This is a genomic window from Providencia sp. PROV188, assembly GCF_027595165.1.
In the GTDB taxonomy this organism is placed as follows: Bacteria; Pseudomonadota; Gammaproteobacteria; order Enterobacterales; family Enterobacteriaceae; genus Providencia; species Providencia lanzhouensis.
Window position 1 is genome coordinate 316452 of sequence record NZ_CP097291.1, and the last position, 26026, is coordinate 342477.

At 44.1% G+C, this 26026-nt stretch carries 22 protein-coding genes and 1 tRNA gene; 16 read left to right on the forward strand and 7 right to left on the reverse strand.

The features are described 5' to 3' along the window. Positions 1–169: 169 nt before the first annotated feature. A complete protein-coding gene (locus M5X66_RS01405) occupies positions 170–1426 on the reverse strand; it encodes a valine--pyruvate transaminase (RefSeq protein WP_108478732.1) in 1257 nt (418 codons plus the stop codon). A gap of 205 nt (positions 1427–1631) precedes the next feature. Next, on the reverse strand, positions 1632–2195 hold the full coding sequence (locus M5X66_RS01410) for a DNA-3-methyladenine glycosylase I (protein ID WP_154633913.1): 564 nt from the start codon (positions 2193–2195) through the stop codon (positions 1632–1634). A 199-nt stretch (positions 2196–2394) separates the two neighbouring features. Between M5X66_RS01410 and glyQ the strand changes: the two genes are divergently transcribed. The 10 genes from glyQ (at position 2395) to M5X66_RS01460 (ending at position 14869) form a co-directional block, all read left to right on the forward strand. Beyond that, positions 2395–3303 carry a glycine--tRNA ligase subunit alpha gene (glyQ, locus tag M5X66_RS01415; protein WP_006659589.1) on the forward strand — a complete coding sequence of 303 codons (909 nt, stop codon included), beginning with the start codon at positions 2395–2397 and terminating at the stop codon, positions 3301–3303. A 9-nt stretch (positions 3304–3312) separates the two neighbouring features. Next, positions 3313–5382, forward strand: a complete 2070-nt coding sequence (glyS, locus tag M5X66_RS01420; protein WP_036948602.1) for a glycine--tRNA ligase subunit beta — start codon at positions 3313–3315, stop codon at positions 5380–5382. A 231-nt stretch (positions 5383–5613) separates the two neighbouring features. Beyond that, positions 5614–5690, forward strand: a tRNA-Pro gene (locus M5X66_RS01425). Between the two features lie 676 nt (positions 5691–6366). Then, positions 6367–7977 carry a dipeptide ABC transporter periplasmic-binding protein DppA gene (dppA, locus tag M5X66_RS01430; protein WP_154637303.1) on the forward strand — a complete coding sequence of 537 codons (1611 nt, stop codon included), beginning with the start codon at positions 6367–6369 and terminating at the stop codon, positions 7975–7977. Between the two features lie 176 nt (positions 7978–8153). Continuing rightward, entirely contained in the window at positions 8154–9173 is a 1020-nt protein-coding gene (gene dppB, locus M5X66_RS01435; protein WP_036948611.1) for a dipeptide ABC transporter permease DppB, read from the forward strand. 11 nt (positions 9174–9184) lie between these two features. Beyond that, positions 9185–10087 (forward strand): dipeptide ABC transporter permease DppC, encoded by a 903-nt coding sequence (dppC, locus tag M5X66_RS01440; RefSeq protein ID WP_108478736.1) that lies wholly within the window; start codon positions 9185–9187, stop codon positions 10085–10087. A 12-nt stretch (positions 10088–10099) separates the two neighbouring features. Beyond that, entirely contained in the window at positions 10100–11080 is a 981-nt protein-coding gene (gene dppD / locus M5X66_RS01445; RefSeq protein ID WP_036948618.1) for a dipeptide ABC transporter ATP-binding protein, read from the forward strand. Continuing rightward, entirely contained in the window at positions 11077–12087 is a 1011-nt protein-coding gene (dppF, locus tag M5X66_RS01450) for a dipeptide ABC transporter ATP-binding subunit DppF (protein WP_036948621.1), read from the forward strand. The genes dppD and dppF overlap by 4 nt, the downstream gene beginning before the upstream one ends. A 196-nt stretch (positions 12088–12283) precedes the next feature. Continuing rightward, positions 12284–12982 (forward strand): HAMP domain-containing protein, encoded by a 699-nt coding sequence (locus M5X66_RS01455; RefSeq protein WP_036948625.1) that lies wholly within the window; start codon positions 12284–12286, stop codon positions 12980–12982. Between the two features lie 354 nt (positions 12983–13336). Then, positions 13337–14869: a M16 family metallopeptidase gene (locus M5X66_RS01460; protein ID WP_036948628.1), complete on the forward strand. Its 1533-nt coding sequence runs from the start codon at positions 13337–13339 to the stop codon at positions 14867–14869. A gap of 61 nt (positions 14870–14930) precedes the next feature. Here M5X66_RS01460 and M5X66_RS01465 read toward each other — a convergent pair whose 3' ends face one another. Beyond that, positions 14931–15923: a serine hydrolase domain-containing protein gene (locus M5X66_RS01465; RefSeq protein WP_154599879.1), complete on the reverse strand. Its 993-nt coding sequence runs from the start codon at positions 15921–15923 to the stop codon at positions 14931–14933. A gap of 244 nt (positions 15924–16167) precedes the next feature. Here M5X66_RS01465 and M5X66_RS01470 point away from each other — a divergent pair, with 244 nt between their 5' ends. Beyond that, complete coding sequence (locus tag M5X66_RS01470) at positions 16168–17226, forward strand: NAD(P)H-dependent flavin oxidoreductase (RefSeq protein WP_154634012.1); 1059 nt, start codon at positions 16168–16170, stop codon at positions 17224–17226. A 45-nt stretch (positions 17227–17271) separates the two neighbouring features. Here M5X66_RS01470 and yhjD read toward each other — a convergent pair whose 3' ends face one another. Both yhjD and M5X66_RS01480 read right to left on the reverse strand, forming a co-directional pair. Beyond that, positions 17272–18264, reverse strand: a complete 993-nt coding sequence (yhjD, locus tag M5X66_RS01475) for an inner membrane protein YhjD (protein ID WP_148444782.1) — start codon at positions 18262–18264, stop codon at positions 17272–17274. A 175-nt stretch (positions 18265–18439) separates the two neighbouring features. Further along, complete coding sequence (locus M5X66_RS01480; protein ID WP_270103820.1) at positions 18440–18841, reverse strand: DUF1090 domain-containing protein; 402 nt, start codon at positions 18839–18841, stop codon at positions 18440–18442. A gap of 229 nt (positions 18842–19070) precedes the next feature. Between M5X66_RS01480 and M5X66_RS01485 the strand changes: the two genes are divergently transcribed. Further along, positions 19071–19913 (forward strand): 23S rRNA (adenine(2030)-N(6))-methyltransferase RlmJ, encoded by an 843-nt coding sequence (locus tag M5X66_RS01485; RefSeq protein ID WP_036948638.1) that lies wholly within the window; start codon positions 19071–19073, stop codon positions 19911–19913. Positions 19914–20045: 132 nt separating this feature from the next. Next, the gene (gorA, locus tag M5X66_RS01490) at positions 20046–21398 is read left to right on the forward strand and encodes a glutathione-disulfide reductase (RefSeq protein ID WP_036948641.1); all 1353 of its coding nucleotides are present in this window, start codon (positions 20046–20048) and stop codon (positions 21396–21398) included. A gap of 87 nt (positions 21399–21485) precedes the next feature. Here gorA and M5X66_RS01495 read toward each other — a convergent pair whose 3' ends face one another. After that, positions 21486–22085, reverse strand: coding sequence for a glutathione S-transferase family protein (locus M5X66_RS01495; RefSeq protein WP_036948643.1), 600 nt, complete (start codon positions 22083–22085; stop codon positions 21486–21488). A gap of 51 nt (positions 22086–22136) precedes the next feature. Continuing rightward, the gene (locus M5X66_RS01500; RefSeq protein ID WP_036948745.1) at positions 22137–22835 is read right to left on the reverse strand and encodes a helix-turn-helix transcriptional regulator; all 699 of its coding nucleotides are present in this window, start codon (positions 22833–22835) and stop codon (positions 22137–22139) included. 223 nt (positions 22836–23058) lie between these two features. On the opposite strand from M5X66_RS01500, the gene M5X66_RS01505 reads away from it, so the two are divergent. From M5X66_RS01505 to M5X66_RS01515, 3 genes are all read left to right on the forward strand, one after another. After that, positions 23059–24276 carry an ABC transporter substrate-binding protein gene (locus M5X66_RS01505; protein ID WP_270103821.1) on the forward strand — a complete coding sequence of 406 codons (1218 nt, stop codon included), beginning with the start codon at positions 23059–23061 and terminating at the stop codon, positions 24274–24276. A 64-nt stretch (positions 24277–24340) separates the two neighbouring features. Continuing rightward, complete coding sequence (locus tag M5X66_RS01510; RefSeq protein WP_108478745.1) at positions 24341–25204, forward strand: carbohydrate ABC transporter permease; 864 nt, start codon at positions 24341–24343, stop codon at positions 25202–25204. A gap of 2 nt (positions 25205–25206) precedes the next feature. Then, positions 25207–26019: a carbohydrate ABC transporter permease gene (locus M5X66_RS01515; protein ID WP_108478746.1), complete on the forward strand. Its 813-nt coding sequence runs from the start codon at positions 25207–25209 to the stop codon at positions 26017–26019. Positions 26020–26026: the final 7 nt, after the last annotated feature.

The following is a 26026-nucleotide window of genomic DNA, read 5'->3' on the forward strand; positions in this document are numbered from 1 at the left end:
AAGGGCGTAATTGGTCTTTGTTCTAGCCATAACTGATATTGAAAAAGTGGTTTAATAACCGCGAATAAGATTTGTCGTGTACAAATATATTCGATTTCAATTATGGAGTTCTCGCTAATTTTGGCCCTTTCCTCAATGGAAAGGGCTTTTTTTAACCCTACTGCTAGATTTAGCGTTCAGATTCTTGATAGGCTTTTTCTAATTCTTGAGCAAGGATTTGAATCCCTTGCTCAATCTTTTCCGGCTCAGGAACATAGTTCATACGCATACATTCATGGGCATGTTGCCAATCTTCTTCAAGTCCTGGGAAAAAGTAATGTCCCGGAACCATCAATACACCACGTGCTTTTAAGCGGCGATAAAGTTCTAAACAGCTAATTGGCAGGTCTTTAAACCACAACCACAAGAAAATGGCGCCCTCAGGTTTATGAATAAGGCATTTATCTTCAGGGATATAGCGGCGAATGATCTTAATGACTTCTTCAACGCGCTGTTTATAGAATGGTCCTATAACATTTTGAGATAATTCAAATAAATCGTCACGCTGTAGCATTTCAAGTGCGATGCTTGGACCGATACCACCCGGAGCAAGACTAATAATGCCATTCATATTACTGATGGCACCAATCAACTCTTCATTACCAATAATAATACCGCAGCGAGTTCCCGGTAGACCGAGTTTTGATAAGCTCATACACAGGATGACATTGTCATTCCAAAATGGTGTGGCTTCGCTAAATATAATGCCGGGGAAGGGAACACCATACGCATTATCAATCAATAATGGAATATTATGTTGCTTAGCTAATTGGTCAAGATGCAGCACTTCCTCATCGGTGATCACGTTTCCTGTTGGATTCGTTGGGCGAGATACGCAAATTACACCAATATCTTCAGTAATTTCAAGGGTGTTGAAATCAACGTGATATTTAAACTGACCATCAGGCAAAAATTCAATTTGCGGCTTATTTGCCACAAAAAGATCATCATCAAGTCCAGAGTCTGCATAACCCACATATTCAGGGGCAATTGGGAAAAGCACTTTACGAGAGATACCATCTTCAAAGCGACCAGCAAGTAGGTTAAATAGATAGAAAAACGCACTTTGGCTGCCGTTTGTTAGCGCAATATTTTTCGCGCTGATATCCCAGCCTAGTTTCGCTTTTAGAGTTGCTGCTAGCGCTTTCAACATGGCATCTTTGCCTTGAGGACCATCATAGTTACACAAGGTATCGGTCAATTGCCCATTGGCACACATTTCAGCGAGGAGATCTTGGAAATATTTATCCATCTCAGGAATATGAGCAGGGTTCCCACCACCAAGCATAATAGCACCGGGGGTTCTGAGACCTTCATTCAAGTCTTTCATTAATTCTGAAATGCCTGAATTCTTAGCAAATTTATTACCAAATTTAGAGAAATTCATTGTATTTATTCACATTTGTTTATTAGGTTGTTAATGGAATTTCCAACATACCGCGCCCCCACCTAGAGTTCAATAGCTTAATTACAGTTCTTTTTCATATAAAATGTCAAACATAGGTAATAAATTAGTTTTTTGGGTTATCTTATTGACCAAGCTTAGTTTATTTGTGTTGTTATATATTCAGGTTCCATCGATAAATTTTGATTTATCGATACTGGCAACAATTTACAAGGTGGTCATTGACCATCCCAGTGGCTTGCATAAAGGCGTAGCAAGTAACAGAACCTACAAATTTGAAGCCATGTTTTTTCAGTGCGTTAGACAAGTTTTTAGAAAGTTCTGTTTCCGCAGGGACTTGGGCAGATTCCGTCCATTTATTCACAATAGATTGGTGGTCCACAAAGTCCCAAATGAAAGTAGAAAAATCTATTCCTTCGCTTTTCATCGCTAAATAAGCTTTGGCGTTAGCAATAATCGCGTTGATTTTTAATCTGTTACGAATAATTCTTGAGTCTTGCATAAGCCGCTCTATATCTTTTTCATCCATCAAGGCAATCTTTTCAGGATCAAATTGATGGAATAGGTCTCGGTACCCTTGGCGCTTTTTCAAAATAGTGTACCAAGAGAGCCCTGCTTGCTGGCCTTCGAGGCAGATCATTTCGAATAATTCTTGATTATCCTTGGTGGGTTTTCCCCATTCATTATCGTGATAGGCAATATATTCGGGATCTTGGTTGACCCAATGACAGCGAGTGAGTGAGGTTTCCATTTTCATCCTTTTTCTAATTATGTTCAGCTTGTGAGCAAGAATAGAATCTTTATACTGTATAAAAATACAGTTTTAAAGGGGTGAAATTAATTTTTTTTCTTTTTAGAATGGTTACAGACGTATTCATTGCTGTATATCTGGCGGTCAAAGGGTATACTGGTCACTTTCTTAAATTTCACGTATCGCGTGCGGATCTAACATGCAAAAGTTTGATACCAAAACCTTTCAAGGTCTTATCCTGACATTACAGGATTACTGGGCGCGCCAAGGCTGTACCATTGTTCAACCACTGGACATGGAAGTCGGCGCAGGTACTTCACACCCAATGACGTGTTTGCGCGCTTTAGGTCCAGAGCCTATCGCAGCAGCTTATGTTCAGCCATCTCGCCGACCAACTGATGGTCGCTATGGTGAAAACCCGAACCGTCTACAGCACTATTACCAATTTCAGGTGATCATTAAGCCTTCGCCTGACAATATCCAAGAGTTGTACTTAGGTTCATTAAAAGAACTTGGTATTGACCCAACTGTCCATGACATTCGCTTCGTTGAAGATAACTGGGAAAACCCAACACTGGGTGCTTGGGGTCTGGGTTGGGAAGTTTGGTTAAATGGCATGGAAGTGACTCAGTTTACTTACTTCCAGCAAGTGGGTGGTCTGGAGTGTAAACCTGTAACCGGTGAAATCACTTATGGTCTTGAGCGTCTTGCTATGTATATTCAAGGCGTTGATAGCGTGTACGATCTGGTTTGGTGCGATGGCCCACTGGGTAAAACCACGTATGGCGATATTTATCACCAAAACGAAGTTGAGCAATCCACGTATAACTTTGAACATGCCAATGTTGAATTCTTATTCAAATGCTTTGAAGAGTATGAAAAAGAAGCTCAATATCTGCTTGCTTTAGAAACGCCTCTGCCACTTCCGGCTTATGAGCGTATTTTAAAAGCTGCTCATACCTTTAACTTACTGGATGCCCGTAAGGCAATTTCAGTCACAGAACGCCAGCGCTATATTTTACGCATCCGTACCCTGACTAAAGGGGTGGCAGAAGCTTATTATGCTTCTCGTGAAGCGCTGGGTTTCCCTATGTGTCATAAGAACTAAGAGGCTGTCATGACTCAACAGACTTTCCTAGTGGAAATCGGTACAGAAGAGTTACCGCCGAAGGCTCTTCGTTCTCTTGCAGAATCATTCGCCGCTAACTTTACTGCGGAATTGGATGGTGCAGATATCGCTCATGGAGCAGTGAACTGGTTTGCTGCACCTCGTCGTTTAGCGCTGAAAGTGGAAAACTTATCCGGGGCTCAGCCAGATCGCGAAGTTGAAAAACGTGGCCCTGCAATTTCCCAAGCATTTGATGCTGAAGGTAAACCCACAAAAGCAGCCGAAGGTTGGGCGCGTGGCTGTGGGATCACCGTTGATCAAGCAGAACGCTTAACCACAGATAAAGGCGAATGGTTACTGTATCGCGCACAAATGAAAGGGCAGCCAGTCAGCGAATTATTGATTGATATGGTTAGCCGTTCACTAGCGAAATTACCGATCCCTAAATTAATGCGCTGGGCAGATAAAGAAACTCAGTTTGTACGTCCAGTACATACTGTGACATTACTGCTGGGTAGCGATGTTGTTAAGGGTGAAATTCTTGGTATTAAGAGCGACCGTATTATCCGTGGTCACCGTTTTATGGGTGAAGCTGAATTCACAATTGATAACGCGGAACAATATCCAGAAATTTTACGCACTCGCGGTAAAGTCATTGCAGATTATGCTGAGCGTAAAGCGACAATTATTGCCGATGCAGAAAAAGCTGCTCAAGCGTTGGGCGGTAAAGCAGATTTAACCGACAGCTTAGTTGAAGAAGTGGCTTCTTTGGTTGAATGGCCAGTAGTATTAACAGCAAAATTCGAAGAGAAATTCTTAGAAGTTCCTGCTGAAGCACTGGTATACACCATGAAAGGCGACCAAAAATATTTCCCTGTTTATGATAATGCTGGCAAGTTAATGCCGAACTTTATCTTTGTGGCAAATATTGAGTCTTCAGATCCTCAGCAAATTATCTCCGGTAACGAAAAAGTCGTTCGCCCGCGTTTAGCAGATGCGGAATTCTTCTTCAAAACTGACCGTAAGCAGCGCTTAGAAGATAACTTACCACGTTTAGAAACTGTTCTGTTCCAGCAACAGCTAGGTACTCTGCGTGATAAAACCGATCGCTTAGAAGCGTTAGCAGGTTGGATTGCGAGTAAGATTGGTGCGGATGTAAATCACGCAACCCGTGCAGGCTTACTGGCTAAATGTGACTTGATGACCAACATGGTCTTTGAATTCACAGACACTCAAGGTGTTATGGGGATGCACTATGCTCGCCATGACGGTGAGTCAGAAGATGTTGCACTTGCACTAAAAGAACAGTATCAACCGCGTTTTGCGGGTGATGAATTGCCATCTACTGATGTTTCTGCGGCATTAGCGTTAGCTGAAAAAATGGATACTCTCGCAGGTATTTTCGGTATCGGTCAGCATCCGAAAGGGGATAAAGACCCATTCGCTCTGCGCCGTGCGGCATTAGGTGTGTTACGTATTATCGTTGAAAAAGGCTATCAGCTTGATCTTGTGGAAATGACCCAAGAGGCTGTACGTCTATATGGCGATAAACTGACTAACAAAAATGTCGTGGAAGATGTGGTTGAGTTCATGCTAGGTCGCTTCCGTTCTTGGTACCAAGAACTGGGCTACAGCATCGACACTATCCAAGCCGTATTAGCACGTCGCCCAACTCAGCCAGCTGACTTCGATGCGCGCGTTAAAGCAGTAACTCACTTCCGTTCTTTAGAAGAAGCACAAGCGCTGGCAGCTGCCAACAAACGTGTTTCTAACATTCTGAGTAAGTCAGAAGAGAAACTCGCTGATAGCGTGTTAGCGTCTGTACTGAAAACGCCAGAAGAAGTGAAATTAGCCACTCACGTTGTGGTACTGCAAGACAAGCTTGCGCCAATGTTTGCTGAACGTAACTACCAAGAAGCACTCGTAGAGTTAGCCTCTTTACGTGACGTCGTTGATGAATTCTTTGCTAATGTCATGGTGATGGATGAAGATCCTGCTGTGCGGAATAACCGTTTAACACTGTTAAGCCAGCTTCGCGAGTTATTCTTAAAAGTTGCAGATATTTCACTGCTTCAATAGGTTGATTTTTAATCAGTTATTTTCTGTTTAGAAAATAATTGCATAAATATGACCTTCCCAGTGATTGGAATAAATAAGCGCTAAAATATTTTTAGCGCTTATTTTTTATCCAAAAATAGACGTAAAAATAAGAAACCATACCATTTTGATGGTTTTATCAGCATACGAACGGTTTTAGCGAAAAATAGGGTTGACGATCCCCATTCTTGGCAGTATTATTCACACCGTTTTCGGCGAGTAGCGCAGCTTGGTAGCGCAACTGGTTTGGGACCAGTGGGTCGGAGGTTCGAATCCTCTCTCGCCGACCAAATTCTAAAACCCACCTCATTGAGGTGGGTTTTTTCGTTTCTATCTCCCTTATTTTTCCAACGCCTTTTAGTTACCACTATTACGCAATTACGCATCATTTAATGCACATTACGTATTAATAAGCTTTTCATTGCTTTTAAGCTAAGCGCTCAGAACAAAACAAGTCTAGCTATCAAAACCAGCCTTCATAATGTGATTGGTATTTTCCCCCGCGATTCCCTGAAAATGGTAAGAGGATATATAAATCCGCTAATAATTCTTTTTAGTATAAAAAACATGCAAAACAATCAGCTAACAAATAGTTTCATGTGAATTCTATTTAGCGTTTTATGTTGCAGTTTTTTGTATTGCCCACTATTTCCGCTCAGTAATTCAGCACTTAATCACAAATATACAAATAATTAACGTCCTTATAAAAATCTATTCAGTAATGTTTCTGTGGTTATAACCGCTAGGAAATAAACATTTTAGTAACATATAAGGCTATATTTGAACAGAAATAATCCAATAAATGTTATTTAAGCGAAATTGTTACAGTGAATAATGCTATTGACGAAATGTATTCCAGTTGATTAATTGCACAGTGAATAACAAAAAATACAGATACGGCATCTGTCTTATTCAAGATGGATTTCAGTATTCGATAAAACAACATACACCACAGGAGCATTACCAATGACGCTCTCGATGAAAAAGACAGGTTTATTGACGGTAGGCTTAACATTAGCTGCTTTAGCAGTATCTGCCTCAGTACAGGCTAAAACACTGGTTTATTGTTCTGAAGGTTCACCTGAAGGGTTTAACCCGCAGTTGTTCACCTCTGGAACAACTTATGATGCGAGTTCAATCCCTCTGTATAACCGTTTGGTTGAATTTAAGCTGGGTACGACTGAAATTGAGCCGGGCTTAGCAGAAAGCTGGGAAGTCAGTGACGATGGTAAAGTGTATACATTCCACCTGCGTAAAGGTGTGAAATGGCACTCCAATAAAGATTTCAAACCAAGCCGTGACTTAAATGCGGATGACGTGATTTATACGTTCATGCGCCAAAAAGATCCAAACCACCCATATCACAAAGTTTCTGGCGGTAGCTATGAATACTTTATGGGAATGGACATGGACAAAATCATCGACAAAGTTGAAAAAGTCGATGACAACACTGTTCGTATCACATTAACACGCCCAGAAGCGCCATTCTTAGCGGATATGGCAATGGACTTCGCATCAATTTTATCAGCGGAATATGCTGACCAAATGATGAAAGCGAAAACTCCAGAGAAAGTTGACCTGAACCCAATTGGAACAGGGCCTTTTGAACTGCAACAGTATCAGAAAGACTCTCGCATTCTGTACAAAGCAAACAAAGATTACTGGGGCGCGGTACCGAAGATTGACCGTTTAGTTTTCTCTATCACTCCTGACGCGTCAGTACGCTATGCAAAATTGCAGAAAAATGAGTGCCAAGTGATGCCGTATCCAAATCCGGCTGACTTAGAGCGCATGAGAGCAGATAAAGAAATTACGTTAATGGAGCAGCCAGGTCTGAACGTAGGCTACCTGTCTTACAACGTTGAAAAGAAACCACTGGATAACCAAAAGGTTCGCCAAGCGCTGTCAATGGCCGTGAACAAAGACGCCATTATCCAAGCGGTTTATCAAGGTGCGGGTCAAAAAGCGAAAAACTTAATTCCACCAACTATGTGGGGTTACAACGACGCGATTAAAGATACCGAATATAATCCAGAAAAAGCCAAGAAATTGCTGGCGGAAGCGGGCTTCCCAGAAGGTTTTGAAATTGACCTGTGGGCAATGCCAGTTCAACGCCCATATAACCCGAATGCACGCCGAATGGCGGAAATGATCCAAGCTGACTGGGCGAAGATCGGGGTTAAATCGAAAGTGGTTAGCTACGAATGGGGTGAATACCTGAAACGTGCTAAGAGCGGCGAGCCTCAAACCGTAATGATGGGTTGGACTGGTGACAATGGTGACCCTGATAACTTCTTCGCGACCTTATTCAGCTGTGCTGCGAAAAAACAGGGTTCTAACTACTCTAAATGGTGTAATCAAAGCTTTGAAGACGTGATCCAGCCTGCACGTATGACATCTGATCACAACAAACGTGTAGAACTGTACAAACAAGCTCAAGTGATCATGAACGAACAAGCGCCAGCGCTGATCATCGCTCACTCCACCGTATTTGAGCCTGTGCGTAAAGAAGTAAAAGGCTACGTGGTTGATCCATTAGGTAAACACCACTTCGAAAACGTAGACATTGATAAGTAATTGTTTTTAATCTGTAAATGCCCTTCGCTGCCTCTTTGCAGCGGAGGGCGTTTTCTCCTCTGACGTTCAGAAGATGCAGATAAATTTAGTTATTTGTGAGCAGATGAAAACGTTGTTTTTCTGACCAGCCAAGCGGACTAAGAGCCGTCGACGGCATTATTAAAGAGACTCAGGATATGCTGCAATTTATCCTCCGACGATTCGGGCTCGTGATCCCCACCTTTATCGGTATCACGCTACTTACTTTTGCTTTCGTTCACATGATCCCAGGCGACCCAGTCATGATTATGGCGGGTGAACGCGGATTATCTCCAGAAAGACACGCATACTTAATGGCTGAATTAGGACTTGACCAGCCACTTTGGAAACAATACCTCCATTACCTGAACGGCATAATGCATGGTGATTTAGGGATCTCCTTAAAAAGCCGCATTGGCGTTTGGGAAGAATTTTTACCTCGCTTTTTAGCCACCGTAGAACTAGCCACTTGCGCCATGATTTTTGCGGTTTCTGTTGGGATCCCTGTCGGGGTTTTAGCGGCAGTTAAACGTGGTTCGATTTTCGATCACACTGCGATCGGGGTTTCATTAACAGGCTACTCTATGCCGATCTTCTGGTGGGGGATCATGTTGATCATGCTGGTCTCTGTTCAGTGGGATCTCACTCCCGTTGCGGGAAGGGTAAGCGACACTGTTTTCCTTGATGACTCGAATCCGCTCACGGGTTTTATGCTGATTGATACCCTAATTTGGGGGGAAGCGGGAGACTTCAAAGATGCAGTGGAGCACTTAATTTTGCCATCCATTGTACTCGGAACCATTCCACTGGCTGTGATTGTGCGTATGACTCGCTCGGCGATGCTGGAAGTATTAGGGGAAGACTATATTCGTACGGCGAGAGCCAAAGGTGTTAGCCGTGCTCGCGTGATTTTAATTCACGCCCTGCGTAACGCATTACTGCCGGTTGTCACGGTCATTGGTTTGCAGGTCGGTGTGATGCTCGCCGGTGCAATTTTGACGGAAACTATTTTTTCATGGCCGGGATTAGGTCGTTGGTTAATTGAAGGATTACAACGTCGAGATTACCCAGTGGTTCAAGGTGGCGTCTTACTTGTCGCAACGTTGATTATCTTCGTTAACTTAGTGGTTGATGTGCTGTATGGCATTGTTAACCCACGTATTCGTCATAAGAAATAAGGAGCGCAAACATGTCTCAAACAACTGAGTCGAAAGCTGTCAGCGCCCCGAAGCCGATGACACCCTTACAAGAATTCTGGCATTACTTTAAGCGCAACAAAGGCGCTGTTGTTGGTATGTTCTACATCATCTTGATGGTATTAATTGCTATCCTTGCGGGTGTATTAGCGCCTCATGCTCCTGATGAGCAATTCCGTCAGGCGTTACTGACGCCGCCAGTCTGGGAAGAAGGTGGCTCATGGGAGTTTATTCTTGGTACGGATGATGTCGGGCGCGATTTATTATCTCGCCTAATGTACGGAGCAAGGCTTTCGTTATTAGTGGGCTGTCTCGTGGTGGTGTTATCCCTAATTATGGGGGTCACTATTGGGGTGATTGCGGGCTATTTTGGCGGCGTAGTGGATGCGCTGATTATGCGTATCGTCGACATTATGTTGGCTCTGCCAAGTTTATTACTCGCATTGGTCTTGGTGGCAATTTTCGGACCTTCGATTGTCAATGCCTCGATAGCGTTAACCTTTGTGGCATTACCGCACTATATTCGTTTGACGCGAGCCGCGGTTCTCGTGGAAGTGAATCGTGACTATGTGACTGCCTCGAGAGTGGCGGGAGCAGGGGCGTTGCGTCAAATGTTCGTCAATATTTTACCTAACTGTCTGGCACCATTGATTGTACAGGCATCTTTAGGCTTCTCGAACGCCATCTTAGATATGGCTGCACTGGGTTTTCTGGGAATGGGGGCACAGCCACCAACACCAGAATGGGGAACTATGTTGTCTGATGTGTTGCAGTTTGCACAAAGCGCATGGTGGGTCGTAACGTTCCCAGGATTAGCAATTTTATTAACGGTATTAGCGTTTAACCTGATGGGTGATGGTTTACGTGACGCCTTTGATCCAAAACTCAAGCAGTGATGAGGTAATCTAATGGCATTGTTAAATGTAGAAGAACTCTCCGTTCACTTTGGTGACGAAGGGACACCGTTTCGCGCCGTTGACCGCATCAGCTACCAAGTTGAGAAAGGGCAAGTGGTGGGGATCGTAGGCGAATCAGGTTCCGGTAAATCAGTTAGTTCACTGGCGATTATGGGGTTAATTGATTACCCCGGCAAAGTGATGGCGAAATCGTTGCAGTTTGATGGACGCGATTTATTGTCGATTCCTGAAAAAGAGCGTCGCCAAATTGTCGGCGCAGATGTGGCAATGATTTTCCAAGATCCGATGACCAGTTTGAACCCATGCTTTACGGTCGGTTATCAGATCATGGAAGCGTTAAAAGTACACCAAGGGGGCAATAGAAGCACCCGTAAACAGCGGGCCATTGACCTGCTAAACATGGTGGGAATTCCTGATCCGCAGTCACGCCTTGATGTATATCCTCACCAGTTATCTGGCGGGATGAGTCAGCGAATTATGATTGCGATGGCGATTGCTTGTCGTCCAAAGTTGTTGATCGCCGATGAACCCACTACGGCGCTTGATGTGACCATTCAAGCACAAATCATTGAATTATTGTTGGAATTACAACAACAAGAAAATATGGCGCTAGTACTGATTACCCATGACTTAGCGTTAGTGTCAGAAGCCGCACACCATATTATCGTGATGTATGCAGGGCAAGTGGTCGAGTCTGCGAAAGCGAAGGATATTTTTAAACATCCGAGACACCCATATACCCAAGCATTGCTGCGCGCATTGCCTGAGTTTGCTAGCAACAAATCGCGTTTAGCTTCTTTGCCGGGTGTTGTACCCGGTAAATATGACCGCCCTGAAGGATGCTTACTCAACCCGCGTTGCCCGTATGCAACGGATCGTTGTCGCCAAGAGGAGCCTGCGTTACAAACCATTGGTGACCGTCAGGTGAAATGTCACATGCCACTGGATGATATGGGGAGACCAACGCTATGAGTGAGCAACAAGCTAAAGGAATGCCGTTATTAAAAGCGGTGGACTTGAAAAAATACTATTCCGTGAAAGGCGGGGTCTTCTCGAAGGAGAAAACACTCAAAGCGCTTGATGGTGTCTCTTTTGAGTTAGAAAAAGGGAAAACATTGGCGGTGGTTGGGGAGTCAGGTTGTGGAAAATCCACACTTGGGCGCTTATTAACAATGATTGAGCAACCATCGGACGGTGAGCTGTATTATCGTGACCAAAACTTACTGATTGCTGATAAAGCAGCAGAGAAACTACGTCGCCAAAAAATCCAAATTGTCTTCCAAAACCCATATGGTTCGCTGAACCCGCGTAAAAAAGTCGGGCAAATTTTGGAAGAGCCTTTATTGATTAACACTTCGCTATCGAAAGAGCAGCGTAAAGAAAAAGTGTTATCCATGATGGCAAAAGTGGGTTTGAAAACAGAGCATTATAGCCGTTATCCGCACATGTTTTCTGGTGGGCAACGTCAACGTATCGCTATCGCTCGTGGGTTGATGTTAGACCCTGATGTGGTTGTGGCGGATGAGCCAGTATCGGCGTTGGATGTGTCCGTACGTGCTCAGGTATTGAACCTGATGATGGATTTACAGCAAGAATTGGGGCTTTCCTATGTGTTCATCTCCCACGATTTATCGGTGGTAGAGCATATCGCGGATGAAGTGATGGTGATGTATTTGGGGCGTTGTGTGGAAAAGGGGACTAAAGAGCAGATTTTTAACAATCCTCAGCATCCATACACTCAAGCGCTACTTTCTGCGACGCCACGTTTGAACCCTGACCAACGCCGTGAGCGCATCAAATTAACGGGAGAATTACCGAGCCCAATGAATCCGCCTCCGGGGTGTGCGTTTGCAGCACGTTGTCGACGCGCTTTTGGTCCTTGCACGCAATCTCAGCCTGCATTGAAAAATTACCGTGAGCAGTTAGTCGCTTGTTTTGCCGTTGATGAAGACGAAAAGCAGGTAATAGTCGCAAATTAATTACTTTAAACGGCAGAAAAGCAAACTTTCTGCCGTTTCTTTATGCTGTATCTACTCACTTTAGCGGTTAATTTGGAGCTTATCTTAAATAAGTGATCTTTCTTTTTTAAAGCTGCACCTTTATACAGAAAATCAAGTATACTGTTTGTCCGATTTTTTTCTTTAAAAAGCAGCTTGATTAGGAAGGTTGTGGGAAATGAACACTCGTGTCCAACGTTCACTCACGTTTAAGAGCATGGTCGTATTCTTTGTGATTACGTTGCTTTTTCTTGCACTTTTTTTGTCCATTCAATTTACTTACCTCTTAGAACAGCGCAAACAAGATTATTTAAATCAACTGAGCAATGCCGTAGTTCAAGTCCAAAAACCATTGACGGACTCACTACTTAGCTCTGATTTAAACGAAGCCAAAAGGCTACTTGTGAGCCTGAAAACCTCGGGGATTATGGGAAAAGCCATTGTTACGGTGGATAATGCGACGGTAATGAATTTAAGCTTTGCCACGCCGAAACCGATCCCAGAATGGTCTTTACCGCTTATTGGTATTCCGGTTGAGATGACTGTTCCATTGTATGCCTATGGTACGGTAGCGCCACAAGCGAAACCTCAAGGTTATTTGACGTTACAAGTGGATTCTAACCGGGTTTACCGTTTTGCACTCAACACCTTTGCGTTGCTAACGACAACGTATTTGCTGCTAGCGCTGATTATCTCCATTGCGATGACGTGGTGTGTGAGCCGCATGATTGTACGCCCACTGCGTAAAATGGCGGGGGAGTTGCAAGCAAATCAGTACGTCGACCATTTGGAAGTTTCTCAATATCATCAAGATGATGAGATAGGGTTATTGGCGAAAGGTTATAATCGTCAAATAAAACAACAAAATTCAGATTAAGCCATGAACATGTTATAAGGTTTGTGGTCTAATATCATTACACATACCTATCATATTGTTAGCAGCAAGATTCGGGCGACTTACTCACTATCTGTCGTATCCAAAATGCGAAATATCAGCAAATAAATGGTGATGTTTAACATGCATTTTAGTGATCAACTTAGCGACTTAGCGTATTGAGCGCCGCCCAATTATCTCAATAACATGCAGCGATGTTTTTTTCGGGTATAGTGATAATCAAATTTTTGATGAAGCCAAACTATATCGCTTAACCGAGTCAATTAGCGTTTTTCGTTAATTTTTCTGTTGCTGTTTACGGTTAAATACAAGGATATAAAGAACATAGGGGTCTACATGCAGGGTTTGAAAGTGCGATATATCATCGGCGTGGTACTTTTATCAGTCACTGGTTTTGCTAGTGCTGAACCTTTACAACCCGATCCAGCATGGCAGCAAGGAAAGCTCGAGAATGGCTTTAATTGGCAGTTATTACAAACACCACAGCGTCCAAATGATCGGATCCAACTTCGGTTAGCCATTAAAACAGGTTCGTTATCTGAAAAAGCCAGTGAAAAAGGGTACAGTTATCTGATCCCTCGAATGGCGCTATTCCATCAATCTGAAGCTTTTCCTGCTGCTACATTGCAAAATTTTTGGCGTCAGGCAACCGACCCTGATATGCCGTTACCTCCAGCCGTCGTTTCTTACGACTACACAATTTATAGTTTAAGTCTGCCTAACAACCGCCCTGATTTGGTGAAACAAGCATTAAGTTGGTTGGCAACGTCTGTGGCTGGGGCGCAATATACTGAGAGTTCATTACAGAGTGGGTTAACTGTTCCCAATATTCCAGTGGCTACCTTACCAGTCAATGCCAACGACCCTGTTTGGCGTGCTCGTCTCAATGGGTCGGCGATGCTAGGTTATGATCCAGGGCAGAAGCCAAACGGTAAAGTCGATTTAGCCAGTGTGAATTCGTTCTATCAAAAATGGTACACACCTGATGTCATGACATTATATGTCGCGGGGCATGTGGATTCTCGCATGTTATCTGACAGTATCACTCAAGCGTTTTCATCGTTAGAAGGTAAGCGTTCTGAGCCTGTTTCAGTTGCTGTTTTATCGTCAGTGAAGCCTCAGGCAATTGATATCCTTCAAGACAAATCAACGCAAGATACCCTCTCGCTAATTTGGGATATCGATTGGTTGCCAATCAAAGATTCCAACGTGTTGCTGCGTTATTGGGGAAGTGACCTCGCTCGAGAAGCCATTTACCGCTCATTACAGAAGTCCTTTAAACAAAAGTTTGCGGAAGAGGGTGTGACGCCGGGCTTAGATTGTCGTGTTCAGTATCAAAAAGCGAGCTGTACGTTAGCGATTTCTGCACCACCAGAAAAAATGGCAGCAGTGGCAGACGTGGCGTTGAATGAGCTGGCGGCAATCAAACAAAATGGTATTGACCCAGAGCTGTTCAATGACATGATGAAAGAGAAGCAAGTTCAATTATCACAACTGTTTGCGGCATATGCGCGTACCAGTACCGATGTGTTAATTAGCCAGCGTTTGATTTCACAACAAAATGGCGTCGTGGATATCGCACCTGAGCAGTATCAATTACTCAGACAAGCGTTCTTAGGAACTCAAAATCTTGAACAAGTAAATATGGAAGCGCGTCGTTTACTGTCTCAAGAAGCGGCGATTGTCTTAGCACAGCCGAAAGAAAAACAGACCATGGATGCAGAGCAAATTCGCCAGAAATTCACGCAAGTGTTATGGCCTAAATTACCTGCGGTTGTGGAGCCGGCGCCAGAATCTCCAGCAGTCGCAGAGCCTCAAGAGGGCGGGCCTGCACCAGCGTTACCGATTCCAGCACCATTGACTCGTTAGTGATCAACTGAATAAAAATAGCCCTCACTGATGAGGGTTATTTTTTTGTGTTGATGGCGCTTTATTTAGACGTCAACAATGCTTCAATCGCGTTAATCAGTTCGTTCCGTGAATCTCGATTATCCACAAACCCCGCAGCACTGGTTTGAGTTGCCGGTGAGTAGTACGCAACGGAACCCCAAAAGCCTAAATGGGAATAGAGTGTCATACCGTTGACCTCATTGACCATGATCCCTTGCCGATAGCCTTGCGCCCCTTCATGGGAGCCTGCACTTAACATGGTGTCTAGGGTTTCCGATTTGGTAAAAATCTTACCGCTAAATAGCGCTTCAAAGAACTGTGCCATTTGTTTCGAGGACATCACTAAGCCACCACCGCCATACACATCCATTGAAGGATCCATGTCGGAGCAATCGAGTTTTCCGAGGTACTGTTTTGCACGAGGTTCCGTTGTAGCAGGGAGTTCAAATGTTTCCCAGTAGGCGGTCTGCAAGCCAATTTCATTAAACTTCAAGAGTTCTCGGACAGCTTCTCCCAGTGCTTGTCCCGTCATTCGCTCAATAATATTCCCAAGCAGAATATAGCCCGTATCAGAATAGATAAAAGCTTCGGAGGGGCGGAAAAAGGGGTGATCTTGCTGAATATATAACTCAATTTGCTCTGAACGTGTCCATTGATAATCAGGACGTTTTAAAACGTCTTTGAGGTATTCCTCGTTGGCATGATCCAATAGCCCACTACTGTGGTTGAGTAGGTGACGGATCGTAATCGCATCGGTGTCGTATTTTGGTGAGAGTAATTGATTGTATTTTGGTGAAATATAATGAGAAATACTGTCATCTACAAACAGCTTGCCCATCTCAGCCAAGCGTAAAATCGCCGCTGCAGTAAAGGGTTTAGTGTTACTCGCAATGCGCAAAGGCGTATCGACAGTTAATCGTTTCCCCGCAAGATCGCTACCTCGCGCACAGAATGTGCCAACGCAGTTTTGTGGCTGATTATGGTAATAAACGACGACACCACAAGATAGATTTTCCAATTGAGAGATTAGCATTGTCGGCTTCCTTAAGCGTGGGCTCACTGTATCTTCGGCTGTTTGTCGCTATAACATACACGCTTAAAATGCGTTTAGTTTGCTAATTTTATGATAGTAATGAGAAATGCGGCTGTTATCACATTCCGAAAAACAGTTAGGTTCATTGAGTAAATATTGGGATAGAATGATAAAGATACATATTATATGCAATTTATTAACATGCCATTCATCTATCGCATAAGCATAAAAAGGTAAGGAAAGTATGAGCCATTCCAATGTATTACTGCATCGCCTAAACCTACGTTATCCTATTATTCAAGCGCCTATGGCGGTAGTTTCAACACCTGCGTTGGTCGCCGCCGTTTGTGAGGCGGGCGGATTGGGCTCCTTAGCACTGGGCGCCAGCTCGGTAGATCAAGCTAGGTCAATGATTGCAGCCACTCAAGCACTAACAAACAAACCATTTAATGTGAATGTGTTTTGCCATACGACACCACAACGCAATAGCCAGAACGAACAGGCTTGGTTGGCACATTTACAGCCTAAATTTCAGCAGTTTAACCATCAAGCCCCAGAGCAATTGGATGAAATTTATCTCTCATTTTTAGATAACCCAGCCATGTTGGAACTATTTTTAGAAATGAAACCCGCAGTCGTGAGTTTCCACTTCAATGTGCCGTCTTGTGAAGTTATCAATGCTTTGAAAGAAAAAGGTATTTTTACGATGGCGACGGCGACAAACTTACATGAAGCCCAATTAATTGAACAAGCAGGCATTGATGCAATTGTGGCTCAAGGAATAGAAGCTGGTGGCCATCGTGGCATGTTTGATGTGCAATTAAAAGATGAAGAACTGACAACAAATCAGCTGGTTGCGCTACTTGCTAAACACACGCAATTACCGATTATTGCGACAGGGGGGATCATGGATGGTGCGGATATCAAGCAAGCTCTTGCTCATGGTGCTTCTGCCGCACAATTAGGAACCGCCTTTCTGTTATGCCCAGAATCTGCGGCAAATGAAGGATATCGTCGTAAACTGAAAAGCCAAACTACGGATAATACTTATTTAACTGCGGCTATCTCAGGGCGGCCTGCCCGAGGTATTTTCAACCAGTTTATGCAAGCGGGGCAGCAGTATGATGAAAGTAAATTGCCAGATTATCCCATCGCTTATGATGTGGGTAAGCAGCTGAATGCCGCGGCAACTCATTCCGGCAGTGATGAATTTGCCGCCCATTGGGCGGGACAAAATGTGGCAAAAGTCCGTGAAATGAGCACAAAAGATTTAATGGCGACGCTCATTAAAGAGATGGAATAAATGAGTGAGGGGAATGATAAACCTACCATTCCCCTATGATTGATATTAGGAAGTGAGAACGTCTTGTGCACCCCCCTTCGGCTCATCCGTGGCAATCCACGCAGCGCAAAAGAGTGTGAGTCGGGCAAAGAAATAGAAAAATGCCATTAACCCCAATACTGAACCAAAAGCTGCTCCCGATGGTGAAGAGGCTAAGGTTGGTAAAATCCATGTCATGATAGATTTGATGATTTCAAATCCAATCGCGGCGAGCAAGGTGCCTTTCAGCAGTGAGCGGCGACGGTGCTGCATGCGTGGTAAAATCCAGAAAATCCACAAAAATAATAAGAAGTTGGCGGTAATGGAAATTGCTAAGCCAATCAGTGTCCAAACGGGCTTAAGCCACTCAATGCTGTCTAGGCCAAGCGTACTGACAATGGTTGCTTGAGCAGAGCCAGCTACGGAGGTCAGTGTAATAGTGACAATTAACGCGATTAGCAAACCTATTAGCGCGAAAAAGTCCCGAACATAGCGAAAAATGATATTTTCTTGTTCTGATTCGTTTCGTTCCCAAATGGTGCGAGATTGCGCTAAAATCGCTAAGCGCAAGTTATTTACCCAGTTAACGCCAGAATAGACCGCTAGTGCTAAACCAGTTAACCCCACGGTGGTACGCTGGCGGATAGCCGTATCAATGGTTTGTTCAAGGGTATTTGCGAGTGTGGGATCAGTAATGTTGGCAGAAATGCCACGAATGAGCTTCTCAAGTAATTCAGGATTGCTGGCTAACACGAAACCCGCCGCAGCGAAGCTAAACATCAGTACAGGGATCAGGGATAAAAACGAGAAATAGGTAATTGCGGCGCCAAACTGGTTACCCATTCTATCGGTAAAACGTTGGGCAGTGCGGATTAAATGCGCAATAAATGGAATTGCACAAACAAAATCGACCACTCTCATTGAGAACGTTAAGGCTTTTTTACTACCGTCTAGGCTTTTGTTTAGAGTGGATTTTAATTTGTTGGTCTCTTTTTGTTGCTCATCTTGCATGTCTGACATGCGTTCCCCTTTTCACTGCTTAATCAAAATATTCTTATAATTCACCATTCTATATTCTTTTATACTATAGCCTAAGTTTGTTGATAATTTCACCCTATGCCTTTATTTATCCAAAATTAGGCATAGGGTGAGATAAAGAATAGAAATTAACTATTTGATTAAAATTGAATTTTTATTAAAGGGTATCTTTGTAGATGTCGGAGAGGTCTTGAGCTTCTTTAAGTTCAGCCTTTGCTTCGGCGACCTTACGCTTATGTTTAGCGATTTTTTCAGGGTCACCTTTTTGAACAGATTCTTGCAATTCAGCTTCACGCTCAGCGACTTTTTTCTGTTTTTCAGCAATTTTCTGCTGGCTATCGCGATACAGAGAATCAGAGGTACAGTAGCGATTAACGTTCTCGAGCGCTCGCTCTAAGCCATTTACGCGGTAAGTATTGCCGTGTGCTTTGGCATATTTGAGCTGAGTTTCAATTTTTTGTTTTTTGATTTCACATCCTTGGGATGAATTACCTGCCATTGCAGAATTATTCACTAAAAATAACGCTAAAATGGAAGGTATTATAAATACTCGTTTCATTGGTTTCCCCTGTTGTGGTTTTTAATTTTGCTTAGGATAACTTTTTGCTAAGGAAAGGTCATGTGCAATTTTGTCATGTTTTGTCACTATGACAATCCCATCAAATTTTAGCTATAATGGCGCGAAAGAAATTATTTGGTCTATTTTTCATTCAACAGACCTTCTGTACAGATTCTATTAACAGCATTCACAAAAGTGACTGCTGAATTCCTCAGGAAATAAACGCGACATGTTAAGTTATCGTCATAGCTTTCACGCAGGCAACCATGCGGATGTTCTCAAACATACGGTACAAAGCCTGATCATTGAATCTCTTAAAGAAAAAGAGAAACCATTTCTGTATCTGGATACCCATTCCGGCGCGGGTCGTTATCAATTAACCAGCGAACATTCAGAAAAGACAGGGGAGTATCTCGAAGGGATTGCACGAGTTTGGGAGCAACCGGACTTACCTGAGGAACTACTGCCCTATATGCAAGTTGTGCGCCGTTTAAATGAAAATGGTCGCTTACGTTATTACCCGGGATCACCACTATTAGCGAAACATTTACTGCGTGAGCACGATAAACTGATTTTAACCGAGTTACATCCAAGTGATTATCCATTATTGCGTACTGAATTTTCTCGCGATGAGCGTGCACAAGTTGCCCGCGAAGATGGTTATCAGCAGTTAAAATCGAAATTACCTCCGCAAAGCCGCCGTGGTTTTATGCTGATGGATCCACCTTATGAGATGAAATCAGACTATGAAGCGGTCGTAAAAGGCGTTGTTGAAGGTTATAAACGTTTCGCAACAGGCACTTATGCGATTTGGTATCCAGTGGTTCTACGCCAACAAATCAAACGTATGGTGAACCAGCTAGAAGCTACGGGTATCCGTAAAATTCTGCAAATTGAATTAGCGGTACGCCCTGACAGCGACCAACGCGGCATGACCGCATCCGGTATGATTGTCATTAACCCGCCTTGGAAACTTGAGCAGCAGATGAAAAATGTCCTGCCATGGTTACATAAAACACTGGTGCCAGAAGGCACTGGGCATACATTAGTTGAGTGGATTGTACCTGAGTAAATTGTACTTGAGTAATAATAGACTCTAGCTATTGCAGTAACAGGCAATAGCTATCTTAAATGTTTATGTTTACATAGCATAATAAGAGAATATTAACGTATTCGTAATTCAACAAATGGGAATCACCAAGTTATGAGCAAACATTACGACTATATTGCAATTGGCGGCGGTAGCGGCGGTATTGCGTCAATGAACCGTGCGGCAATGTACGGACAAAAGTGTGCCCTGATTGAAGCTAAAGAGTTAGGCGGCACTTGTGTTAACGTCGGTTGTGTACCGAAAAAAGTGATGTGGCATGCAGCGCAAATTTCTGAAGCTATTCGCGCCTATGGTCCAGACTATGGTTTCGATACCACTATCAATGATTTCAACTGGAAGAAATTAATTGAGAGCCGTACTGCTTATATCGACCGTATCCACCAATCTTACGATCGCGTACTTGGCAATAACAAAGTCGATGTGATCAAAGGTTTTGCTCGTTTTGTTGATGCACATACCGTTGAAGTGAATGGCGAGATTTACACCGCGGATCATATTTTGATCGCAACGGGTGGTCGCCCGGTGATCCCAGCTATCCCAGGTGCGGAATATGGCATGACTTCTGACGGTTTCTTTGAACTGGAAGCACTGCCTAAGCGTGTTGCTGTTGTCGGTGCGGGTTACATTGCCGTTGAACTGGCTGGCGTACTGAATGGTTTAGGTAGTGAAGCACACCTATTTGTGCGTAAACATGCTCCACTGCGTGCGTTTGACCCGCTTATTATTGAAACGTTAGTGGAAGTGATGAATGCAGAAGGTCCAACGCTGCACACAGAATCTATTCCGAAAGAAGTGGTCAAAAATGCAGACGGTTCACTGACACTGAAATTAGAAAATGGTCACGAGCAAACTGTTGATGCGCTGATTTGGGCAATCGGTCGTGAGCCAATGACGGATAACCTGAATATTGAAGCGGCAGGCGTTGAGCTAAATGCGAAAGGCTATATTAAAGTCGATAAATATCAGAATACCAATGTGGCTGGCGTTTACGCGGTGGGCGATAACACCGGCGCGGTAGAATTAACGCCAGTCGCCGTTGCTGCGGGTCGCCGTCTATCTGAGCGCTTGTTTAACAACAAACCTGACGAACATTTAGATTACACCAACGTGCCAACGGTTGTATTCAGCCATCCGCCAATTGGTACAGTGGGTTTAACTGAGCCAGAAGCCATTGAAAAATATGGTGCAGATGCAGTGAAATGCTATAAATCTTCATTTACCGCGATGTATACCGCAGTCACTTCTCATCGCCAACCATGCCGCATGAAGCTGGTGTGTGTGGGTAAAGAAGAGAAAATTGTCGGCATCCACGGTATCGGTTTTGGTATGGATGAAATGCTGCAAGGCTTCGCGGTCGCTCTCAAAATGGGCGCAACCAAGAAAGATTTCGACAACACTGTTGCAATCCACCCAACTGCTGCGGAAGAGTTTGTGACAATGCGTTAAGCATCGTTTAACTCTCTTTAGCGAGAAATTAAAAAGGCGCAGGTTAATTCTGCGCCTTTTTGCATTTCACGGTGATGATAATAGGTACTACATCGCTAGCAGCGTAGCAATCTCTGGGTGTGTTGCTAGGCTATCCATATAGGTTTGCATCGGCGGTGTTGCGGTATATCCACAATATTTGATTAAAAACATCACAAAGCAGCCCACATACACATCCACTGCGGTTAATGTTTCACCGCAAATATACGGTTTGGCACTGGCGAGGCAGACATCTAGCGTCGCTAAAGTGCGTTCAACGCTACCAAAGCCTGACGATTTTTGCTGTTCTTCTGTTAATTCCACACCTAAATCAAGGACGGTAAACGCAGATTCAATCGGACCTGCCGTGAATAAAAACCAGCGGTAATAAGCACCACGCTCAGGGCTATTAAGTGCGGGGGCAAAACCCTTTTCAATAAACTTATCGGCTAAATAAAGACAAATCGCCGCGCACTCAGTAACAACCACATCACCATCAACTAAAGCCGGCACTTTTGCCATCGGATTAATGGCAAGATATTCCTTGGTGTGCATCTCTGCACCATAAGCTAATTCAATGCGCTTATAGGGAACGTCCATCATTTTTAATAGTAAATCAACGGTATTGCCGCGGGACATTGCATTGGTAAATAGAACTAGCTCGCTCATAGTGGTTTTTCCTTAAATTAAGTAGAGCACTGACTATAAGCGAAGGCGGTGTCAGAAATTGTCAGGAGTGACACACAAAACTTCTTTCTGCCAACGGCTGAGTAAATAGCCTTTCGGGTAGGGCAGCGACTCACTCAAGACGGTGTAAGCTTGGATTCTATCTAAGCGGAAATGGCGATAGCTTTGGCGCAATTCGCACCACGCCGCTAACACTTGGGTATCTTTCATATAACCCACCGCAATCGGCCAAATAATTCGTTCACTGGATTGTCCTTTAATATCCACATACGCGATTTTGGCTTTGCGCTCTTCCCGTAAACTCAGGCGTAAATTTTTAGCCACATGCTCGTCAATTTCATTAAGTTGGGTCGTTGGGGCAAATAGCGTATTACTGTTTAGGATGATCTGTGCCTCTTTACCCACCACAGCATTAATTTTATTGAGTGTGCGCAGGGCAGAGTTTTTGAGTTCTTCATCGGCATTACTTTGTACCCAGCGTAAACCTAAAATTAGCGCTTCTAGTTCATTCTCATCGAACATCAATGGTGGCAGTAACAATCCGCTTTTTAACTGATAACCAATGCCCGCTTCACCTGTAATTTCAGCTCCTTGGTCGCGTAGCGATTCGATATCCCGATAAATGGAACGAACACTCACCTCTAACTGACAGGCGAGGGCATCTGCGGTGACCGGATAGCGATTCTCTTTCAGGATCTGAATCAATGTGAGTAAGCGTTGGGTGCGAGTCATTCGGCTCTCAGTTAGGATGTTATGCAAAGAATTGCCCATCATACTAAAGAAAGCCATCATTGAATTCCAATCGTCTTTGCCATTATGAATAAAACCTTCACTTCACCTTCATCTAACTGTCATCTTCCAGCCGTAGCCTGCCATGGCAATTTGAACGCGCGTGCAAAAACGACTCAACCGAAAATTCATACAAAGAACAAGAGACATCCACTAGGAGAAGCAAATGATTAAGCGCACATTATTGGCATCCGCTCTGATAGCCTCAACACTTGGCGCTAGCGCCTCTGAATTAATTATTGCTGGACGAGATAGCAGTTACGGTGATGCGATGCAGTTTGTTGTCGACGAATATAAAAAAAATAATCCTAAGGCACAAATCACGTTAGTTAAGCGTCCGAGTAAAGGGCTATATGAAAGCGTCGTGCTCTCCATGCGCGAGAAAACCGGTAACTATGACGTGATTTTAATGGATGACACGTGGGCACCTGAATTCCTCGCCAACAAGTGGCTATCTCCACTTCCTGACTCACTCCAAGATAAAGACTTTATTCAATCCACCGTGGATATCGGTCGCCAAGATGGCAAAGGTGCGAGCTATGCATTGCCAATGGTGGGTAACGTGGCAATGTTCGCGTGGAATAAAGACCTGTTCGATCAGTACAAACTTCAACAGCCGAAAACATGGACGGATGTGTTGAACTCAGCGAAAACCATTAGCCAAGATGGCAAAGCCAATGGCGTGGTGTACCGCGGAGTAAAAGGCAACCCGATCGTGACGGGATTTTTACCCATTCTGTGGGGATATGGTGGCGACGTTGTCGATAGTAACGGAAAACCGACCTTGAATACCCCGCAGGCCAAACAAGCGTTAGAAACCTTCTTAGCCATGAAGCAATATGCGCCGAAAGGGGTGGATGTGTTTAACGCAGATGAAGTTCGCGATGCATTACAAAAAGGTACCGCAGCAATGGCAATCGAAGTATGGCCAGCTTGGGTGCCGGATCTTGATAATGCCAAAGTCTCGAATGTGGTCGGCAAAATGGAAATGATGGCTCCACCAGCAGAAATAGGACAGCCATCACCGATGCTGGGTATCTGGCAGCTTGCGATTCCGGCGGATGCGAAAAACAAAGTGGAAGCGGAGCAATTCCTTGCATTTGCTAGCAGTGCCGAAATGCAAAAAGCGTTAGCACTAAACTTTGGTACACCGCCAACGCGCCATAGCGTCTACGCAGACCCGCAAGTTGTTAGTCAATACCGTTGGTATCCGCAACAAGCAGCCGCATTAGAAGCGGGTAAAGCACGCCCACGCATTCAAAACTGGGCAGAAGTGGAAAGTATTCTTGGGGACTTTTTACAAATGGCGATGATGGGGCAAATGACCGGAGATCAAGCTTTGGAACAAGCGCAAAAACGCATTGAACGTAGCACCAAAAAATAGCACCCAAAAAAATAGTGATGTTTTTCATGGCGCTAGTTTCTAGCGCCTTTATGGAATGCTGAGTATGTTATTTGAAAACCGTAAACAGTTGTTTTGGTTACTCCTCCCAGTGTTGATTATGCTGGGGTTATTGACGTTGTATCCCATCGTATCCGTGCTGTATCACGCATTTGGGCAAGTGGATTATATCGATGACAGCTATCACTTTATTGGCTGGTCGAATTTCTCGGAATTGTTCGATGACTTTTTCTTTCTGGCTGCGATTAAAAATACTTTCGTGTTTACCCTCGTGGCGTCCATTGCCCAAGTTCTTTTAGGGCTGTGGCTAGCACTGCTGTTTAACCGTCAATTTGCTGGGCGAAAATTTGCGTTGCCCATCATTATCTACCCGATGATGCTCTCCACGCTGGTGTGCTCCTCGATTTGGCGCTCTTGGTACAACTATGATTTTGGATTCTTAAATAGCCTGCTGGTGGCGGTGGGTTTACCCGCCCAAGAGTGGTTGTTCAATCCGGATTTAGCCTTATATTCCATAGCGTTAGTGGATACCTGGCAATGGACGCCAATGGCATTTCTGATCATTTTGGCGGGCTTGCAATCCATTCCTAAAGATATTGGCGAAGCGGCGATGGTGGATGGTGCAAAAGGCTGGAAATCCTTTGTCTACATCACGCTTCCGCTGATCAAAAAGCAACTGATGCTGGCATTTTTATTGCGCTCTATCGATACCTTTAAGTTATTCGACAAAGTGTATGTGATGACGGGGGGCGGTCCAGGAAATTCAACCGAGACATTATCTATGTTTGTCTATAAATACGGTTTCCGCTTCTTTGACTTAGGCATGGCGAGTGCGGCGGCGTTAGTGATGTTGGCGATTTCCTTGCTGATGACATTGATTTATGCCCGAAACGTAATGAAAGGACGCTGATCATGAAAGCCAAAATACATACATTGTTGGTTTGGTTGGCAGTGTTGATCATGACGCTGCCGATTATTTGGATGTTCGGCACGGCGTTTAAATCCCCGTCTGAAATTATGCAATCGGGGGCGCAATTACTACCAAGCCAACCGAGCTTATCGTCGTTTGAAAAGCTATTTGAAGGGGACTTGCTGCGCTTAGTGGGCAACACGGTTTTAGTCTCGGTGGGGGCAACGGCGGTTTCGGTGGTACTGGCGTTCTTTTGTGCTTACGCCTTAGTGCGTTATCGCTTCCCTGCTAAGCTCGATAACGTGTTTTTGCTCGGTGTATTGATTATTAAAATGATGCCGCCGATTGTGATTGCCATTCCGCTCTATTCCTTGATGAACCAAGTTGGGTTACTGAATACGCGCATTGGGCTGATTTTGTCTTATCAGGTGTATACCTTGCCGTTTTGTATCTGGATGCTGCTCGGTTTTATTCGCGATATTCCATTAGAGATTGAAGAGGCAGGGGCGATGGATGGGGCGAACTTACTGCGCCGTTTAGCCTATATCGTCTTTCCGCTTTGTGCGCCGGGGTTAGTCGCGACGGCGATTTTCTCCATGATCCTCGGTTGGAATGAGTTTTTATTCTCGCTGTTATTTATTCATACGCCAGACAAATTCACTATCCCATTATTTATCTCTAACTTTATGACTGAAGACGGTACTGCATGGGGAGAAATGATGGCGATAGGGATTGTTTCTTCGCTGCCGATGCTGGCGCTGGCGGGCTATATGCAGCGCTATTTATTACGTGGTTTCTCGATGGGATTGAAATAGTAGGCAC

Excerpts from the sequence above, each read along its gene's own strand:
- dppB (WP_036948611.1), top strand. The coding sequence starts at position 8,154 with ATGCTGCAATTTATCCTCCGACGATTCGGGCTCGTGATCCCCACCTTT.
- M5X66_RS01500 (WP_036948745.1), bottom strand. The coding sequence starts at position 22,835 with ATGACTCGCACCCAACGCTTACTCACATTGATTCAGATCCTGAAAGAG.
- M5X66_RS01495 (WP_036948643.1), bottom strand. The coding sequence starts at position 22,085 with ATGAGCGAGCTAGTTCTATTTACCAATGCAATGTCCCGCGGCAATACC.
- M5X66_RS01505 (WP_270103821.1), top strand. The coding sequence starts at position 23,059 with ATGATTAAGCGCACATTATTGGCATCCGCTCTGATAGCCTCAACACTT.
- M5X66_RS01455 (WP_036948625.1), top strand. The coding sequence starts at position 12,284 with ATGAACACTCGTGTCCAACGTTCACTCACGTTTAAGAGCATGGTCGTA.
- dppD (WP_036948618.1), top strand. The coding sequence starts at position 10,100 with ATGGCATTGTTAAATGTAGAAGAACTCTCCGTTCACTTTGGTGACGAA.
- M5X66_RS01515 (WP_108478746.1), top strand. The coding sequence starts at position 25,207 with ATGAAAGCCAAAATACATACATTGTTGGTTTGGTTGGCAGTGTTGATC.
- M5X66_RS01465 (WP_154599879.1), bottom strand. The coding sequence starts at position 15,923 with ATGCTAATCTCTCAATTGGAAAATCTATCTTGTGGTGTCGTCGTTTAT.
- M5X66_RS01470 (WP_154634012.1), top strand. The coding sequence starts at position 16,168 with ATGAGCCATTCCAATGTATTACTGCATCGCCTAAACCTACGTTATCCT.
- M5X66_RS01460 (WP_036948628.1), top strand. The coding sequence starts at position 13,337 with ATGCAGGGTTTGAAAGTGCGATATATCATCGGCGTGGTACTTTTATCA.
- M5X66_RS01410 (WP_154633913.1), bottom strand. The coding sequence starts at position 2,195 with ATGGAAACCTCACTCACTCGCTGTCATTGGGTCAACCAAGATCCCGAA.
- M5X66_RS01510 (WP_108478745.1), top strand. The coding sequence starts at position 24,341 with ATGTTATTTGAAAACCGTAAACAGTTGTTTTGGTTACTCCTCCCAGTG.
- M5X66_RS01405 (WP_108478732.1), bottom strand. The coding sequence starts at position 1,426 with ATGAATTTCTCTAAATTTGGTAATAAATTTGCTAAGAATTCAGGCATT.
- M5X66_RS01480 (WP_270103820.1), bottom strand. The coding sequence starts at position 18,841 with ATGAAACGAGTATTTATAATACCTTCCATTTTAGCGTTATTTTTAGTG.
- dppA (WP_154637303.1), top strand. The coding sequence starts at position 6,367 with ATGACGCTCTCGATGAAAAAGACAGGTTTATTGACGGTAGGCTTAACA.
- glyQ (WP_006659589.1), top strand. The coding sequence starts at position 2,395 with ATGCAAAAGTTTGATACCAAAACCTTTCAAGGTCTTATCCTGACATTA.
- gorA (WP_036948641.1), top strand. The coding sequence starts at position 20,046 with ATGAGCAAACATTACGACTATATTGCAATTGGCGGCGGTAGCGGCGGT.
- M5X66_RS01485 (WP_036948638.1), top strand. The coding sequence starts at position 19,071 with ATGTTAAGTTATCGTCATAGCTTTCACGCAGGCAACCATGCGGATGTT.
- dppF (WP_036948621.1), top strand. The coding sequence starts at position 11,077 with ATGAGTGAGCAACAAGCTAAAGGAATGCCGTTATTAAAAGCGGTGGAC.
- dppC (WP_108478736.1), top strand. The coding sequence starts at position 9,185 with ATGTCTCAAACAACTGAGTCGAAAGCTGTCAGCGCCCCGAAGCCGATG.
- yhjD (WP_148444782.1), bottom strand. The coding sequence starts at position 18,264 with ATGTCAGACATGCAAGATGAGCAACAAAAAGAGACCAACAAATTAAAA.
- glyS (WP_036948602.1), top strand. The coding sequence starts at position 3,313 with ATGACTCAACAGACTTTCCTAGTGGAAATCGGTACAGAAGAGTTACCG.